The organism is Mesorhizobium sp. M5C.F.Cr.IN.023.01.1.1, from assembly GCF_003997585.1.
Taxonomy (GTDB): domain Bacteria; phylum Pseudomonadota; class Alphaproteobacteria; order Rhizobiales; family Rhizobiaceae; genus Mesorhizobium; species Mesorhizobium wenxiniae.
Map to the genome: position 1 here is coordinate 23,888 of NZ_RZSU01000060.1, position 16,738 is coordinate 40,625.

16 protein-coding genes and 1 riboswitch are annotated in these 16,738 nt (G+C 62.5%); of the genes, 10 read left to right on the top strand and 6 right to left on the bottom strand.

Annotated elements, in window-relative coordinates:
* Positions 1-103: 103 nt before the first annotated feature.
* Together EOA78_RS22180 and EOA78_RS36495 are read right to left on the bottom strand one after the other, a co-directional pair.
* The gene (locus tag EOA78_RS22180; protein WP_245477642.1) at positions 104-1,183 is read right to left on the bottom strand and encodes an alpha/beta hydrolase; all 1,080 of its coding nucleotides are present in this window, start codon (positions 1,181-1,183) and stop codon (positions 104-106) included.
* A gap of 139 nt (positions 1,184-1,322) precedes the next feature.
* The gene (locus EOA78_RS36495; protein WP_206533477.1) at positions 1,323-1,769 is read right to left on the bottom strand and encodes a CPBP family intramembrane glutamic endopeptidase; all 447 of its coding nucleotides are present in this window, start codon (positions 1,767-1,769) and stop codon (positions 1,323-1,325) included.
* Positions 1,770-2,368: 599 nt separating this feature from the next.
* Here EOA78_RS36495 and EOA78_RS22190 point away from each other — a divergent pair.
* The 3 genes from EOA78_RS22190 (at position 2,369) to EOA78_RS22200 (ending at position 4,651) form a co-directional block, all read left to right on the top strand.
* Positions 2,369-3,163: a CPBP family glutamic-type intramembrane protease gene (locus EOA78_RS22190; RefSeq protein WP_127316989.1), complete on the top strand. Its 795-nt coding sequence runs from the start codon at positions 2,369-2,371 to the stop codon at positions 3,161-3,163.
* A gap of 100 nt (positions 3,164-3,263) precedes the next feature.
* Positions 3,264-4,277: a Tat pathway signal protein gene (locus tag EOA78_RS22195; protein ID WP_245477640.1), complete on the top strand. Its 1,014-nt coding sequence runs from the start codon at positions 3,264-3,266 to the stop codon at positions 4,275-4,277.
* A complete protein-coding gene (locus EOA78_RS22200; RefSeq protein WP_127316991.1) occupies positions 4,274-4,651 on the top strand; it encodes a hypothetical protein in 378 nt (125 codons plus the stop codon). The genes EOA78_RS22195 and EOA78_RS22200 overlap by 4 nt, the downstream gene beginning before the upstream one ends.
* A gap of 199 nt (positions 4,652-4,850) precedes the next feature.
* Here EOA78_RS22200 and EOA78_RS22205 read toward each other — a convergent pair whose 3' ends face one another.
* On the bottom strand, positions 4,851-5,873 hold the full coding sequence (locus EOA78_RS22205; RefSeq protein WP_127316992.1) for a substrate-binding domain-containing protein: 1,023 nt from the start codon (positions 5,871-5,873) through the stop codon (positions 4,851-4,853).
* Positions 5,874-6,236: 363 nt separating this feature from the next.
* Here EOA78_RS22205 and EOA78_RS22210 point away from each other — a divergent pair, with 363 nt between their 5' ends.
* The 5 genes from EOA78_RS22210 (at position 6,237) to ugpC (ending at position 12,803) form a co-directional block, all read left to right on the top strand.
* Complete coding sequence (locus tag EOA78_RS22210; protein WP_127316993.1) at positions 6,237-7,592, top strand: ABC transporter substrate-binding protein; 1,356 nt, start codon at positions 6,237-6,239, stop codon at positions 7,590-7,592.
* A 235-nt stretch (positions 7,593-7,827) separates the two neighbouring features.
* Complete coding sequence (locus tag EOA78_RS22215) at positions 7,828-8,841, top strand: sugar ABC transporter permease (protein WP_127316994.1); 1,014 nt, start codon at positions 7,828-7,830, stop codon at positions 8,839-8,841.
* Between the two features lies 1 nt (position 8,842).
* A complete protein-coding gene (locus EOA78_RS22220) occupies positions 8,843-9,997 on the top strand; it encodes a carbohydrate ABC transporter permease (RefSeq protein ID WP_127316995.1) in 1,155 nt (384 codons plus the stop codon).
* A gap of 4 nt (positions 9,998-10,001) precedes the next feature.
* Positions 10,002-11,666 (top strand): alpha-amylase family glycosyl hydrolase, encoded by a 1,665-nt coding sequence (locus EOA78_RS22225; RefSeq protein WP_127316996.1) that lies wholly within the window; start codon positions 10,002-10,004, stop codon positions 11,664-11,666.
* A gap of 24 nt (positions 11,667-11,690) precedes the next feature.
* A complete protein-coding gene (gene ugpC / locus EOA78_RS22230; protein ID WP_127316997.1) occupies positions 11,691-12,803 on the top strand; it encodes a sn-glycerol-3-phosphate ABC transporter ATP-binding protein UgpC in 1,113 nt (370 codons plus the stop codon).
* 160 nt (positions 12,804-12,963) lie between these two features.
* On the opposite strand, the gene EOA78_RS22235 is transcribed toward ugpC, so the two are convergent.
* The 3 genes from EOA78_RS22235 to EOA78_RS22245 all read right to left on the bottom strand — a co-directional run bounded on the left by EOA78_RS22235 (position 12,964) and on the right by EOA78_RS22245 (position 13,773).
* A complete protein-coding gene (locus EOA78_RS22235) occupies positions 12,964-13,179 on the bottom strand; it encodes a DUF680 domain-containing protein (RefSeq protein WP_127316998.1) in 216 nt (71 codons plus the stop codon).
* A 72-nt stretch (positions 13,180-13,251) separates the two neighbouring features.
* On the bottom strand, positions 13,252-13,476 hold the full coding sequence (locus EOA78_RS22240) for a DUF680 domain-containing protein (protein WP_127316999.1): 225 nt from the start codon (positions 13,474-13,476) through the stop codon (positions 13,252-13,254).
* Positions 13,477-13,566: 90 nt separating this feature from the next.
* The gene (locus EOA78_RS22245) at positions 13,567-13,773 is read right to left on the bottom strand and encodes a DUF680 domain-containing protein (RefSeq protein ID WP_127317000.1); all 207 of its coding nucleotides are present in this window, start codon (positions 13,771-13,773) and stop codon (positions 13,567-13,569) included.
* Between the two features lie 522 nt (positions 13,774-14,295).
* Positions 14,296-14,499, top strand: a riboswitch (cobalamin riboswitch).
* 212 nt (positions 14,500-14,711) lie between these two features.
* Here EOA78_RS22245 and EOA78_RS22250 point away from each other — a divergent pair.
* Positions 14,712-15,959: an aromatic ring-hydroxylating dioxygenase subunit alpha gene (locus tag EOA78_RS22250; RefSeq protein WP_127317001.1), complete on the top strand. Its 1,248-nt coding sequence runs from the start codon at positions 14,712-14,714 to the stop codon at positions 15,957-15,959.
* A 23-nt stretch (positions 15,960-15,982) separates the two neighbouring features.
* Positions 15,983-16,738 (top strand): FAD-binding oxidoreductase (locus EOA78_RS22255; RefSeq protein ID WP_127317002.1); only part of this gene is annotated, 756 nt, incomplete at its 3' end.

Genomic DNA, 16,738 nt, shown 5'->3' on the forward strand with positions numbered 1-16,738 from the left:
CTTTTATGCATGTCGAAACTCAATCAACTGGCTGCCGCCAACGACCGAAATGGGTGGAACTTTTGTCGTTCGCCCGATCCGCCTCAACGGGCAGGGTGCCCAATTAGCGGTCCTTCGCACATCGCGTCTGACAATTGTCAAACACATCCAGGTGCGGCTGATCCGGGAAACTTCCACCGAAGGTCTCGGAATGCGCTCGGGACGGCAGACAAGCTGGTCGCCAGTCATGAGGGATCCCCCCTGCAACATTCACATCGGTCAATACCTCCGCAATGAAAGACGCGACGGAGCGCCAGACTTGTTCGCTGTGACCGACGAGGAGATGGCCGCCTCGCGGGTACAGGAGCAGTTTTCCGGCTGGGACATTCGCTACCACATAGCGGGCGGAGGCCGCGGTTCCGTAAAGATCGTCCTCGGCGCTGATGGCCAGCACGGGACAGGCGATCTTCTCCAACTCCATCGGCGGCGGATTGCCGGCCGTGCGGGAATCGAACAAGAGCCCCTCGGCCCGCCGGCTCACCGGCAGGACGTGTTTAAGAGCGGCGCGCACGCGCGCCTGTTCCTTTTGGCTGGCGGCATGGACCAGAGCCGGCTCTGTGGCGAGAATGAGGCGCGTCATCGCATCAGGCGCAAGCCGGATGGCGCTCCAGAAAAGGAAATCGGAGCGCAACGCGGTCATCATGACGGTCTCCGCGAAACGACTTTCGGCCCCCGACTCGGTCGGCCGCCGGTCGGGCGCATAGGATGCGGGAACGAGAAGCACCAGCGCCTCGCAGCGCTCGGGGTGCCGGATCGCGAATTGCATCGCCGACAGCGCACCCGCCGACCCGCCGAAGACGACAACTTTGTCGAGACCCAGATGGTCCAGGAGATCGACATAGGCGTCCGCCTGCTGTTCCAGCGTGAAGTCCGCGGGGGCCGGCGTGCGCAGATAGCCGAAGCGCGAGGGCGCGATCAGGCGAAAGCCATGGTCCGCGAGGGGGCCGACAAACTCCAGCCCCTGATCGAAGCCGCCGCCGCTGCCATGGATGGCGAGGACCGGATGGCCGTTGCCAAGGGAGGCATACTCTATGGATCCGAAGGACGTTTCGACCAACTGGCTTCGCCCCAGCAGGCGAGCCTCGAGCTCCCTCAAGTCGCGGTCGACCAGGAACCAGATCGCCGCCGCAGACGCGACCAGCACGATCAAGAGGGCCAGGAGCAGGCTGCGCATTCGATGTGACCCCGACGGCAAGAACAAGGCGCGGCTCACCGGCTCGCAACAGCGACCGGCGGCACTCGCCGAAGCGTAGCCTGCTTGATTCGACGCGACGCGCCTTGATCTACCGCAACGGTTTGTCGCTTCCGGGAATCACATCGGTCGCCGCTCCTGCGCGGCTGAACATCCGCTTGCGGTCGATCCACACGACAGCCGCGGCGACGGCGGCGAAGAGATACATATCCCAGGGCCGCCCGTCCGGCCAAAGGGGATTGTTGAGCTGGAAGTGGAACAGCGCGGCGAGCAGGATGGAGCCCCGTGCGGCATTGAACATTGCCGTGAGGATGAGGCTGACGGCGACGGAGCCTATGAGGAAGGGCATGAAGCTCCACTCGCTCTGCACTAGCCCCGACAGATAAAATGCCGGCAGGTGCCAGACGCCCCAGATCAGCCCGAGGACGAGTCCGGCCCGGACCGGCGCCATCCTGCGCTGGAGGAGCGGCAGGGCAAATCCACGCCAGCCGAATTCCTCCGCCGGGCCGAGGACCAGCATGAAGGCGGTTGCCGCCAACAACGGGCCCGCCTCCGGCAGGCTTCCGGCCCAGCCCGCCAGCGTGCCGCCAGGGCCGCGTCAAGGAAATAGACGGCTGGAATGCCGAGGAGGAGAAAGGCCCACCAACCCGCCGCCATTCGCCACAGCAACAGGCGCGAAAGAAACGCCTTCAGCCCGGCTATCCCGCCGTGGTGGAGCACCAGAACCACCGCCGCGATGGCCGGGGCGTAGACGGCCAGGATGAACAACGGATAGCTGCCGCTAACCGGACCGAAGTTAGCTTCGATCCGGTCGGGCATGGCCAAGTAGAGCCCCATCAGCCCAGGCCATTCCAAAGGTGATCAGCAGGAACGGCAGGATGGCGCTCGCATCCTGACTGGTTGCCGCGCGACGGGATGCGGCGTGGGACATGGCATGCTCCGCAGATCGATCGCCGACAATCTACCTGTCCGTTTTCCCGAGGCCATTGACCTGGCTCAACTGCGCGTATCCCGACCGGGCGGGTAGCCAGACGGCAGCGCGGAGTCCGGCTGTCTGTGGGTCTTGATGGAAATCAACGCAAGGCCGCTCATCCATTGATAGTCACTGGCGGCAGTTGTTCAGCCGGGAGACTCGGAATGCCGGTCAAGGTGCGAAACGCAATAATCCTGGCGCTTGCCTTCTATGTCGTCTGGACGGCCGCGACCTTCTTTCTCGAAGGGCGTATCCAAACGCTGCTGAGGCCCGAGGCCGTTTTTGACCGGCTCGTCTATGTGGTGGTCGCCAATCTTGCGATCGGCATCGTAGGCGCGCTTCTCATGCTGAGGTTCGTGATCTCCTCCGGCGGCGTGAACCAGGAGCATACGGGTTTCGGTCGGCGCTCACCTTCGATTCCGTGGATCGCGATGGGCGCTGCCCTTGGGCTCGGACTTTATTTCATTCAGGGAGCGCCTTCCACGAACCCGATGGTGATCCTCAACGCCTATGCCCAGGTGTTTGTCGTTTCCGTCGCCGAGGTGCTCGTGTGCTGGGCACTGGTGGGCGGCGTTCTCAAGGGGGTTTTCGGCGGCTCCCGCTGGGTCGCTGCTGCAGGTGCCGCGGTGGTCGCAAGCTTGCTCTTCGGTGTCTACCACTTCGCCCACAGTCCTCCGTTCGACACGATCGGCATGGTCGTGCTTCTCACAGTTGTGGGCCTCGCGACGAGCGCGTTCTTCTTCGCCTCGCGAGATGTCTACGCGACCATTGCCTTCCACAATTTCCTGGGCGTCTACGGTGTCGTGCAGGCGCTTGCTGCAGCCGATAAGCTCGGCGGCTATGCAGTCCCGCAGGTGCCGCTTCTTGCCACAGCGATCTTCTCGCTCCTCATCCTGGTCGCCGCCGACGCGCTGATTGTCCGCCGGTTGCAACTGCCGCAGGCGGGTGCTCTCCGGTGACGGCGTCGGTCAACCATAGCCAAATGGGGGCTCCATGATTTCGCGCCGATCTATCCTGATTGCCGGGGGAGCTGCCGCAATTGCCGGAGGAGGCGCTCTCATGCTGAACCGAGGACCTGATTACGACGCCGCCACCGCTGCGCTTTGGTCACACCGAGACCCGGCCGAGTTCATGGGGCTCGTGCACTACACCACACTCGCCGCCAACAGCCACAATGCGCAGGCTTGGCGCTTCCGCCGGACGACCGAGGGGGTTGCGATCCTACCCGACATGGCACGCGCCCTGCCAGTGGCCGATTCCGATCACCACCACCTCTACGCTTCGCTGGGTTGCGCAGCAGAGAACCTGATGCTGGCGGCGGGCGCTGCGGGGCGGTCCTCGGCGATGGAATTCGCTACCAATGGCGAGGCGCGCATCGAGATCGCGCTCGGGCAGGTGGGAAACCGCGACGGGCTGTTCGACGCGATCCTCGAACGCCAGTGCACGCGGTCGGATTTCAGCGGGCGCCCGGTACCCCGCAGCGATCTCAGCGCAATGCAAGTTGCGGCGCGCGTTGCCGGGTGCGAATTGCTGCTGATCGAGGATCGCGCGAAGATCGAACAGGTTCTGGAACTGATCCTTGCAGCAAACGCTAGCCAAGTCTCGGACCCGGCCTTTGCCGAGGAGCTGGGATCCTGGTTGCGCTTTAACGCCCGCGCGGCAATCGAGATGGGTGACGGGCTCTATTCCGGCTGCTCGGGAAACCCGTCGCTGCCGACCTTCCTCGGCCGGATCATGTTCGGTGTTTTCTTCAAACCCGATGCGGAGAACGACCGGTACGCAAGACAGGTACAGTCGAGCAGCGGGCTTGCCGTGTTCGTTTCGGAGCGCGACGATCCCGCACACTGGGTTCAGGCGGGGCGCAGCTACCAGCGATTTGCCTTGCAGGCGACCGCTCTCGGCATCCGGCACGCGCATCTGAACCAGCCGGTCGAAGTGCCGTCTGTCCGCCGGGAACTGCAGTCCCTTCTCGGGCTTGGCAACCGCCGGCCCGATCTCGTGTTGCGATTCGGCTACGCGCAGCCGATGCCGCGCTCGCTGCGGCGTCCTGTTCGGTCGGTGATCGCCCCATGAGGGCCATTCGTCTCGGCGCGCTCTACTTCGCCTCTGTCTTCGCAGTCGGCTTCGCGCTCGGCACGATCCGCATGCTGGTCCTGGTTCCGCAGCTGGATGAACTCGGCGCCGTGGCGGTCGAGCTGCCGGTGATCCTGACCGCCGCATGGATCATCTGCGGTTGGCTGCTCTGTGGCCGCAAACTATCGCTATCCGAAGCCGCGGGCACGGGCGCGGTGGCCTTCGTGCTGCTGATGCTGACCGAAGCGGCGCTATCGGTGGTGCTTTCGGGGCGCACGGTCATCGGGCATATGGCGCTCTATGCGGAGCCCGCCCATCTGCTCGGCCTTGCTGGACAGATCGCTTTTGCGTTTTTCCCTGTGATACGCAGCTGACAGTGCGGCCTCGAATACCAGTGGCCGGAAGGGAGCTCGCGGAGGCCCGCGAAACGCCATCGCGGTGAGGCCCGCTATCTGGAAGCAAATAAGAGCCCGGAATGTCCGACTTTGGGTCGTAAGGCGTGAGTTCGGCCAAAGCCAGCGAACTTCCGCAGAGGGTCGAACTCCATCATTCAGAGCGATTAGGATTTGACCCTTACGTCGGCGCGCCGGCGACCGATCCCCTTACCACCAGATCGACCGGCCAGACTTCGCCGCGGGCGCCCTCCTCCAATCCGGAAATCCGCGCCGCCAGCCGCTCGGCGACGCGCGCGCCGGCCAAACGGATCGACGAACGCGTCGTCGACAACGGCACCGAAAAATTCTCCGGCTTCAGCCAGGGGAAAACGTCGTCATGGGCGATCAGCGACAGGTCGCCGGGGATGGTCAGGCCGAGATCGCGCGCCGCGCGCACGAGGCCTAGCGCCATGATCAGGCTGGAGCAGGCGATCGCCGTCGGCGCATCGCTCCCCTCGAGCAGCCGTCTGGCGGCGCGGTAGCCGTTCTCCTCGGTCATGGCGAGGGAACAGACATGGCCTTCGCCAAGCGCAAGACCGCTCGCCGCCAGCGCCCGGCGCACGCCACGCTCGCGGTGAATGGCGAAGGTCTCGCGATCGTCGCCGTTGATCAGCGCCAGCCGCCGGTGACCGAGTTGGACGAGTAGCCGTGTCGCTTCGTGGAAGGCGCCCTCATTGTCGATGTCGGTGAAGGGGTAGTCGAAATCCAGGCCCTCGCTGCGGCCATGGACGATGAAGGGGATGCCGAGCGTGCTGACCAGCGCCACCCGCCGGTCGGCCGGCCTCGGCGAGGAGATGTAGACGGCGTCGACCTGCTGGTTGGCGACGATACGCCGGTAGGTCGTCTCCTGGTCGTCGGCATCGGCCGGTGACAGAACCAGGTCGAGTTCGTGCGAACGGGCGTAGTCGCCGAGACCCGACAGGAATTCGACGAAATGCGGGTCGATGTCGACGGTCGTCCCGGTCGGCAAGACATAACCGATCATCCCGGTCTTGCCGGTCGCCAGCCGGCGCGCGCTCGGGTTGGGGCGGTAGCCGTGGCGCTTGGCGGCGTCGATCACCCGCCGGCGCGTTTCCTCGTTGACTTCCGGGTAGCCGTTGAGCGCACGGCTTACCGTGGTCTGCGAAAGCGCCAGCATGTGGGAAAGCTGTTTGAGGTTCACCGGAGGCCTCCAAGCCTCAAAGCGCTTCTAACTATGGATTGTCGGCCCCGCCACGGCAGCGCTGCTGCATCTAAGACCATAAGCACTGTTTCTGACCGGTTTGAAGCAAAATTTGCTGCTGCAGCGCCAAAAAACCATACTGCATCGCACTTTAGTTGCTCCTTATGTCGGCAGAATTAAGTCGATTAGCTTATCTCCCTCTTGACTCCTGATCCATTCAGTGGCGTGATCGAAATGACCAAAGCGCTTTGGAAGACTCTTCGAAAGGTTGCGGTTCCTTTCCGACTGAGTCACAGTCCTGCGGCGTCGGCGGACGGAATGGAGGTTCCGTCCGGTGTTTGTCACCACTGGGAGGGAATACCTATGACGAAAATGCTTCTGCTGAGCGCCGCTTTTGTCACGCTCGCCCTGGGCGCACCGGCGCAAGCCGAACTGAAGTTCAAGCCGGGTGAGGACCCCCGCTTCAACTGGGCGAACTACGAAGAGCTCAAGAAGGTCGACCTCAAGGGCGAGACGCTATCGATCTTCGGGCCATGGCGCGGCGAGGACGAGGGCCTTGTGCGCACCGTTCTCGACTATTTCTCGGAGGCCACCGGCGCTGAGATCAAATACTCGTCGTCGGAAAATTACGAGCAGCAGATCGTCATCGACACGCAGGCCGGCAGCCCGCCCAACATCGCGGTGCTGCCGCAGCCGGGCCTGATCCAGGATCTGGCGTCCAAGGGCCTGCTGACGCCGCTCGGCGACGACACCGCCAACTGGATCAAGGACAATTACGGCGCCGGCCAGTCATGGGTCGATCTCGGCACCTTCAACGACAAGGACGGCAAGCCGGGCTTCTTCGCCTTCCCCTACAAGGCCGACGTGAAATCGCTGGTCTGGTACTCGCCGGACAATTTCGATGAAGCCGATTACGAGGTGCCGAAGACGCAGGAAGAGCTCGCCGAGCTTGAAAAGAAGATCATCGCCGACGGCGGTACGCCATGGTGCATCGGGCTCGGTTCGGGCGGCGCCACCGGCTGGCCGGCGACCGACTGGGTCGAGGACATCATGCTGCGCACGCAGACGCCCGAGACCTACGACAAGTGGGTGAAGAACGAGATCCCATTCAGCGATCCCGCGGTGGTCAACGCCATCGACATTTTCGGCAAGATCGCGACCGACGACAAGATGGTCGACGGCGGCGCCAAGGCGGTGGCGGCGACCGACTTCCGCGACAGCCCGAAAGGCCTGTTCTCGGTGCCGCCGAAATGCTATTTGCACCATCAGGCGTCGTTCATCCCGACCTTCTTCCCGGAAGGCACTGAGATCGGCCAGGACGCCGACTTCTTCTACTTCCCACCTTATGCTTCCAAGCCCGACCTCGGCACCCCGGTGCTCGGCGCCGGCACGCTGGCCATGATCACCAAGGATAGCAAGAGTGCCCGCGCCTTCATCGAATTCCTGAAGATGCCGCTCGCCCATGAGATCTGGATGGCCCAAGGCGGCTTCGTGACGCCATTCAAGTCGGTCAACAAGGACGCCTATGCCAGCGACGCGCTGAAGAAGCAGGGCGAAATCCTTGCCGAAGCCTCGACCTTCCGCTTCGACGGGTCCGACCTTATGCCGGGCAAGATCGGCGCCGGCGCCTTCTGGACCGGCATGATCGATCTCGTCGGCGGCAAGTCCGCCCAGGATGTCGCCACTGACATCCAGAAGAGCTGGGACGCGATCAAGTAGGCGGTCCCAGCTGAACGTGCGGACTGCCGATCCTGAATGGATCCGGGCCTCAGTGGCCCGGATCCGACCGGCGGCCCGCGCCGCAGCAATCTTTGTTTTTGAGCACATTCCGGCATGACGCGCGACCAGCAAGACCCCGCCTTGCATCCGGTCGCGTTCCAAACAACTGAATCGGCGCATGATCCGTCGCCAAAGCCATTCTCGACTGGCGGATCATGCGCAGAGGGAGGGACCCGTGGCGGCTCAGATTTTCTCGGCCATATTCGTCATCATCGTCGGCGTCGGCGGCTGCGTCGCCTACTTCTGGGGCGCCAACAAGCTGGTGGACATCATCTTCCCGTCGCGCGGCGTTGCAGGTGCTGCAGCCATCGACAATCTGCGCCGGCAGGGGATGATCCGGCCGTGGCTGTTCGTCGGCCCGGCCATGATCATCCTAACCATCTACCTGATCTACCCGGTCGTGGAGACGCTCAGGCTGTCGTTCCTCGATCGCGGTGGCGCCAACTTCGTCGGCTTCGCCAATTATGAATGGGCGTTCGGCGACCGCGAGTTCCGCACTTCCATCCTCAACAACATCATCTGGCTGGCGGTCGTGCCTGCCGCCTGCACTTTCTTCGGGCTGATCATCGCCGTCCTCACCGACAAGATCTGGTGGGGCACCATCGCCAAGAGCCTCATCTTCCTGCCGTTGGCCATCTCGTTTGTCGGCGCCAGCGTCATCTGGAAATTCATCTACGAGTATCGCGGCGCGGGCCAGACGCAGATCGGCCTGCTCAACGCCATCATCCAGTATTTCGGCGGCCAGCCGCAGGTCTGGATATCGCTGCCGTTCTGGAACAATTTCTTCCTGATGATCATCCTGATCTGGATACAGACCGGCTTTGCCATGGTCATCCTGTCCTCTGCCTTGCGGGGTATCCCCGAAGAGACGCTGGAAGCGGCCGTCATCGACGGCGCCAATCCGTTCCAGATCTTCTGGAAGATCATGGTGCCGCAGATCTGGGGCACGATTGCCGTCGTGTGGACCACCATCACCATCCTGGTGCTGAAGGTTTTCGACATCGTGCTGACCATGACCAATGGCCAATGGAACAGCCAGGTGCTGGCCAATCTGATGTTCGACTGGATGTTCCGCGGCGGCGGCGATTTCGGCCGCGGCGCCACCATCGCCATCATCATCATGATCGCGGTCATTCCGATCATGGTCTGGAACATCCGCCAGGCCAACAAAGAAACGGGAGGACATTGAGATGGCCGTGGCGACCGGAAAGTCCTTTGCCAGCCGTTTCGGCGTCCATATCGCTGTCTTCATCTTCGTCGCGATCTGGACCGTGCCGACGCTCGGCATTCTCGTCTCATCGCTTCGCGACAAGGATCAGATCATCGCCTCGGGCTGGTGGAACTCGTTCGCCAGTTCCACCCAGACGGAAGCGGGCCGGCTGCCACCCGCCTCGGCGCAAGTCGAGAAGGACGGCAAGTTCGTCCTCGAGGGCAACATCTTCGGCGACGATCCGGCCCGCGACATCAGCGCCTTCGGCGTCAAGTCGGCGGCGCCGACGCAATATCCCGCCGGCACGACAGCCGATCTTGGCGACGGCGAGACCTTGCAGCTCAACGCCGACGGCAGTTTCGTCATGACCTCACCGAAGCCCTTTGAGGGCGAGCGCGGCCAGCGCGTCTACTACGCCTCGTCGGCGCCGCCGAAATTCACCACCGACAATTACAATACGGTGCTGTTTTCGGAAGGCATCGGCCGCTCCTTCATGAATTCGCTGACCGTCACCATTCCGGCGACGGTCATCCCGATCCTGATCGCGGCGTTCGCGGCCTATGCGCTGGCCTGGATGCGCTTTCCCGGCCGGGCGTTGCTCATCGCGGTGATCATCGGCCTCTTGGTCGTGCCGCTGCAGATGTCGCTGATCCCGCTGCTGAAGCTCTACAACGGCGTCGGCAGCTTCTTCGGCGTGCCGTCGAAAACCTATCTCGGCATCTGGCTGGCGCATACCGGCTTCGGCCTGCCCTTCGCCATCTATCTCCTCAGAAGCTACATTGCCGGCCTGCCGCGCGAAATCATGGAATCGGCGCGCATCGACGGCGCCAGTGATTTCGAGATCTTCGTCAAGATCGTGCTGCCGCTGTCGTTCCCGGTGCTGGCCTCCTTCGCCATCTTTCAGTTCCTGTGGGTGTGGAACGACCTGCTGGTCGCGATGGTTTTCCTCGGCACCGAGGGCGACCAGATCGTGCTGACCGCCAAGCTCAACGCATTGCTCGGCTCGCGCGGCGGCGACTGGGAGATCCTGACGACATCGGCTTTCATCACCATCGTCGTGCCGCTGATCGTGTTCTTCTCGCTGCAGCGCTATTTCGTCCGCGGGTTGCTTGCCGGCTCGGTCAAAGGGGGTTGAGATCATGCAATCCGCTGTGAAAGCAACGTTGAGCCCCGACCTCGCAATCGACCGCGACTGGTGGCGAGGTGCCGTGATCTACCAGATCTATCCGCGCAGCTACCAGGACTCGAACGGCGACGGCATCGGCGACCTCAAGGGCATCATCGGCAGGCTCCCCTATATCGCGGCGCTCGGCGTCGATGCCATCTGGATCTCGCCGTTCTTCAAGTCGCCGATGAAGGATTTCGGCTACGACGTATCCGACTATTGCGACGTCGATCCGATGTTCGGCACGCTGGCCGATTTCGATGCCCTGACCGCCGAGGCGCACAGGCTTGGGCTCAAGGTGATGGTCGACGAGGTGCTGTCGCATACCGCCGACATCCATCCATGGTTTAGGGAAAGCCGCTCGAGCCGCACCAACCCGAAGGCGGACTGGTATGTCTGGGCCGACGCCAGGCCCGACGGCACGCCACCCAACAACTGGCTGTCGATCTTCGGCGGCTCGGCCTGGCAGTGGGACACCAGCCGCCAGCAATATTACCTGCATAATTTCCTGGCCGAGCAGCCCGATCTCAACTTCCACAGCCGCGCGGTCCAGGATGCGCTGCTCGATGTCACCCGCTTCTGGCTGGAGCGCGGCGTCGACGGCTTCCGCCTCGACACCATCAACTTTTACTTCCACAGCCAGGGCCTGGAGGACAATCCGCCGCTGCCGCCCGAAGAGCGCAACGACCAGACCGCTCCTTCTGTCAACCCTTACAACTACCAGGACCATCTCTACGACAAGAGCCGCCCCGAAAATCTCGACTTCCTCGAACGCTTCCGCGCGCTGCTCGACGAATATCCGGCGACGGCGGCGGTCGGCGAAGTCGGCGATTCGCAGCGCGGGCTCGAGGTGGTGGCGGCCTATACCGCCGGCAGCAAGCGCGTGCACATGTGCTATTCGTTCGACTTCCTGGCGCCCGAAAAGATCAGCGCGGCAAAGGTGCGTTCGGTGCTGGAAGCCTTCGGCAACGTTGCCAGCGACGGCTGGTCGTGCTGGGCCTTCTCCAACCATGACGTGATGCGCACTGCCTCGCGCTGGGCGGCGGGCGAGGCCGACCAGATCGCTTATCTCAAGGTGATCTCGGCGCTGCTGATGTCGCTGCGCGGTTCGGTCTGCATCTATCAGGGCGAGGAACTTGGCCTTGGCGAAGCGGAATTGCAATTCGAGGACCTGCAGGACCCCTACGGCATCCGCTTCTGGCCGGAGTTCAAGGGCCGCGACGGCTGCCGCACGCCGATGGTCTGGAATGGCGCCGACGGCAATGGCGGCTTCTCCAAGGTAAAGCCCTGGCTCCCCGTGCCCGCCAAGCACCTTTCGCAAGCGGTCGATGTGCAGCAGGGCGACGACAGCTCGCTGCTCGAACACTACCGGCGCTTTCTCGCTTTCCGCCGTTCGCATCCGGCGCTGGCCAAGGGCGAAATAGACTTCATCGAAAGCCAGGGCGATACGGTCGCCTTCACGCGCCGCGAGGGCAACGAGCAGATCGTCTGCGCCTTCAATCTCGGCAGCCGACCGGGCGAAATCGATCTCGGCGGACGCTCGCTGCAACCCTTGCCGGGGCACGGGTTTTCGGGACAGACTGGCGTCGGCTCTATCCGCCTCGGCGGCTACGGCGCCTGGTTCGGGCGTGTTAACTGAATTTGCAATTCACTGGAGGGAATCATGGCCGATGTCACGCTAAGGCAAGTGAAGAAATCATACGGCAATCTCAACATTCTCCACGGCATCGACCTCGACATAAAATCGGGCGAGTTCATCGTCTTCGTCGGCCCTTCCGGCTGTGGCAAGTCGACCTTGCTGCGGTCCATCGCCGGGCTTGAGGAAATCACCTCCGGGGAGCTCAGGATCGACGGCGAGGTGGTCAACGACGTGCCGCCGTCGAAGCGGGGCATCGCCATGGTGTTCCAGTCCTATGCGCTCTATCCGCACATGACCGTCTACGACAACATGGCGTTCTCGATGAAGATCGGCAAGGAGAGCAAGGCAGAGATCGACAAGCGGGTGCGCCAGGCCGCGGAAATCCTGCAGCTGACAAACTATCTCGACCGGCTGCCCAAGGCGATGTCGGGCGGCCAGCGCCAGCGCGTCGCCATCGGCCGTGCCATCGTGCGCAACCCGAAGGTTTTCCTGTTCGACGAGCCGCTGTCGAACCTCGACGCGGCACTGCGCGTCGCCACCCGCATCGAGATCGCCAAGCTCAAGGAGTCGATGCCGGCTACAACGATGATCTACGTCACCCACGACCAGGTCGAGGCGATGACGCTGGCGGACCGCATCGTTGTGCTCAAGGAGGGCCATATCGAGCAGGTCGGCACGCCGATGGATCTCTACAAGAAACCCGGCAATCTGTTCGTTGCCCAGTTCATCGGCTCGCCGGCAATGAACATCCTGCCGGCGACGATCGACAAATCAGGCGACCCGACCGTCGTCAGTCATGTCGGCGGGCGCAAGGCGACGGTGCCGATCGCCACGCCGGCGTCGGTGAAGGGCGCTTCGGTGAGCTTCGGCGTGCGGCCGGAGGATCTGATGATCGCCACCGGCGCGGATTATCTTTTCGAGGGCACGGTGGACTATGTCGAGCAGCTCGGCGAGGTTCAGCTCGTCTATGTCGACATCGGCCGCGCCGACCTGCCGCTGGTGACGAAGCTGCCCGGCAATGTCGAGGTCAAGCGGGGTGCTGCGCTGCGGTTGAATGCCGATGCCGGCGACCTGCATATTTTCGATGCCGACGGACATTCCTTCACACTCCACAAAGCGGAAGCAAAGGCAGCCTGAGGCCCGCGGCCTAACTGCTTGGTACAGGCAGTTTGGCGAAGGCAAAAAAACAAGAGCGGCGGGCAAAGCCCGCCGCTCTAACTCTTTGTTTTTCCGCAATTCCGGACGGAAAACCGCTATACACTTTTCCTGGAATTACTCCAATGCGTTCAGGTCGCTGTTAGCGGCCGAACAGGTTGCGGTCGCTGCCGTGGACAGGCTTCTCGTCAGCCGGAACCGGATTCTGCGCCGGGGCCGAATTCTGGATCGAAGCCGTGTAGCTGTCGACCGCAACGGCCGGTTGGTTGGCGCCGTTCGATCCATAATTGTCGCTGCCGGCAAATGCGCTGCCGGCGACGGCCAGAACGGCGGCGGTCGCAAGAACGATCTTCTTCATTTCAGTACTCCTGGATTTTTCGTGTTCCACCAGCGCGGCGGGCAAATGCCGCCGCTGCTGTTGGGATCGACATTAGTTGTTGCCGAAGAGGTTACGGTCGCTGCCGTGGACGGGCTTCTCGTCAGCCGGAACCGGCTTCTGCGCCGAAGCCGAATTCTGAATCGAAGCCGTGTACGAGCTGTTGTCGACTGCAGCGGCGGGCTGGTTGGCGCCGTTCGATCCAAAATTGTCGCTGCCGGCAAAAGTGCTGCCGGAGACGGCCAGAATGGCGGCGGCGGCAAGAATGATCTTCTTCATTTCTAGTACTCCTGGATTGTCGTATCCCCTCAGCGCGGCGGCCGCGGTCTTTATGAAAGACAACGCCGCTCTGCTGTTTGGGATCAGCTGTTAATTGTTGCCGAAAAGGTTGCGGTCGGCGCCCTGGACAACGGGCTTTTCAGCGTGAGCCGGCTTCTGAATGGAAGCCGTGTACGAGCTGTTGTCGACCGCAGCGGCCGGCTGGTTGGCGCCGTTGGACCCAAAATGGTCGCTGCCAGCAAAGGCGCTGCCGGTGATGGCCAGAACGGCGACGGCAGTAAGAGCAATCATTTTCATTTTTGGTACTCCAGTATCTTTAATTTTCCGTCCGTCTAGCGGGGTGTCTTGGGAGGAATTCGCGTCGTTCGGACAGCCCCGATGTGGGAAGGCCATTCGGCGGATTCCAATCACTAAGTTGTTCCGTGTGGACCAAGAATCTACACCTTGAAATTGTACCAGATGCTCCTAATAGCGTTATTTTACGTTTTGTTTTCAGAGGCTTATGCCAAAGGCGCCATTCGACCATTTGACGGATTGCCGGACCTGCGTTCACAGCCTCATGCACGCACTGTCAACAGAAACGAACCGTTCGGTTCGATTTTAGAAGCGGCTTAAAAACCTGTGTTGGAGTTGTTGTCGAATCATTAGGCATTTCGGCGCCCTGCAATGGCTAGATCCGGCATGCTTTCAGAACCGGCAGCGCTCGCAGCCGAATGCAATTTCATCCCCCTCAAATCCCGGCCAACAGGTTTCGCCGGCCGTGTCGCGCCGCATGGATACGATGTCGCTTTCATGCCGACAGTCAGCCGGCCGTCATGATTAGATCACGCCATCTCAGGTGCCGCTTTGTGACGACGAAGCGGAGAATTGGGAAGCCGGTCAGAACCCGGCGCTGCCCCCGCAACGGTGGTGGAGTTCAAGTCGCAACGGGAGACCACTGGGCCACAAGCTTGGGAAGGTGTCGCGATGAGTCCGCAAGGACACTCCAGAGCCCGGAAACCAGCCCGAGATTTCTAGACTCGACTGATCGCGGTGGGCGGTCAAGAGGTGGATAATGCATGTCTGGCCTGTTGCCGGCCTGCGAGCGATCCTTCCTCCATCACCACCAGTTCAGTCTTTGGAGCGACGTGCGTCCATTTGGACGCACAAAGTACGCTCCAAGACTTTGAATTGCGCATCGTGCTTTCCGAATCGATTCCGATTTCGGTCCGATGCGACGGCTATGAGGACAGGACATGGATGCGCGCAACGATATGCTGAGGCTCTTGCACGGCCGCAGGGAACGCTATTCGCTCGAGCAGCCCTTCTATACCGATGCCGATTTCTTCAAGCTCGACATGGAGCTGATCTGGTATCGCGACTGGCTGTTCATCGGCCACGATTGCGAGTTGCCGAAGCCGGGCAGCTACATCACTGCCCAGATCGGCGACTATCCGGTCGTGCTGGTCCGCGACCAGCAAGGCAGGATCAATGCCTTCCACAATTCCTGCCGGCATCGCGGCAGCCGCGTCTGCAACGCCGACAAAGGCACGGCGGCGAAGCTCGTCTGCCCCTATCACCAGTGGACCTACGAGTTGGATGGCCGGCTTTTGTTCGCAAGGCAGATGGCGGACGGCTTCGACAAGAGTCAGTTCAGCCTGAAGCCGGTGGCTTGCGAAAGCGTTGGCGGCTACATCTTCATCTGCCTGGCCAAGGAGCCTGCCGATTTCGCGCCGATGCGCGCCATGATCGAGCCTTACCTCCTGCCGCACCGGCTGCGGGAGGCAAAAATCGCCTTCGAATCGACCATCGTCGAGAAGGGCAACTGGAAGCTCGTCTGGGAAAACAACCGCGAGTGCTACCATTGCGCCGGCAACCATCCGGAACTGTGCAAGACATTCCCGGAAGCGCCGACCGTGACTGGCGTGCAGGGCGCCCATAGCGATCCGGAGATGCTCGCGCACTGGGCGAGATGCGAGGCGGCGGGCTTGCCGAGCAAGTTCCGCATCGATCCGGCCGGGCAGTATCGCGCCACCCGCGCGCCGCTGCTGCGCGACGCCGTCAGCTATACGATGACGGGTAAGCGCGCGGTGAGGAAGAACCTTTCCGACAGCGTTTCCACGGACCGTATCGGCTCGCTGCTGCTCTACCACTATCCGACGACCTGGAACCACATCCTCGGCGACCATGCCGTCACCTTCCGCGTGCTGCCGATCAGCGCCACGGAAACGGCCGTCACCACCAAATGGCTCGTCCACAAGGACGCGGTCGAAGGCGTCGATTACGATCTCGCCGAGCTTACCCATGTCTGGACCGAGACCAACGACCAGGACCGCCGCATCGTCGAGGAAAACGCCTTCGGCATCCTGTCGCCGGCCTATGAGCCCGGCCCCTATTCTGAACTGCATGAGGGCGGCGTCATCCAGTTCGTCGAATGGTACGCCTCCTTCATCGGGCCGCGCCTTGCCGAGGACGGCCGGCCGGCGTTGCGCAGCGTCGCCTGAGAAAGGTCAAGGGTGTGAATGCGATGACGGATCTCGGGCTCTACCGCCATCTTGACGAGATGGCGCCTTGGAACGACAGGCTTCAGGTGCTGGAAGTGATCGGCGTCAGCGACGAGGCGCCTGACGTGAAGACCTTCACCTTCCGCTCCGACAACCAGACCTGGTTCCGCTACAGACCGGGGCAGTTCGTGACGCTGGAACTGCCGACCACTGACGGCCCGCTGATGCGGACCTATACGCTGTCGTCCTCGCCGTCGCGGCCGTTCTCGATCGCGGTGACGGTGAAAGCGCAGGCCGGCAGCCTCGGCACACGCTGGATGTTCGACAATCTGAAACCCGGCGTGCACGTGAAGGCCTATGGGCCGGCGGGCGACTTTTCGCTGCACAGCCACCCCGCGGCCAAGTATCTGTTCATTTCGGCCGGCTCCGGCGTCACGCCGATGATGTCGATGCTGCGTTGGCTGAACGACTGCGCGCCATGGACGGACGTCGGCTTCGTCAATTGCGCACGAAAGCCCGAGGAGATCATCTTCCGCAAGGAGCTCGAACTGCTCGGCAGCCGCATGCCGGGCCTGTCGCTCGGCTTCATGATCGAGGAACGCTCCAGCCGCGAGGGCTGGTTCGGCCATATGGGCCGGATCGACGCGATACGGCTGCCGCTGCTGGCGCCCGATTTTCGCGAGCGCGAAATCTTCTGCTGCGGCCCCGACCCGTTCATGCGCGCCGTGCGGCAGATGCTTGAGGCGGCCGGATTCGACATGGCCAACTATCATCAGGAG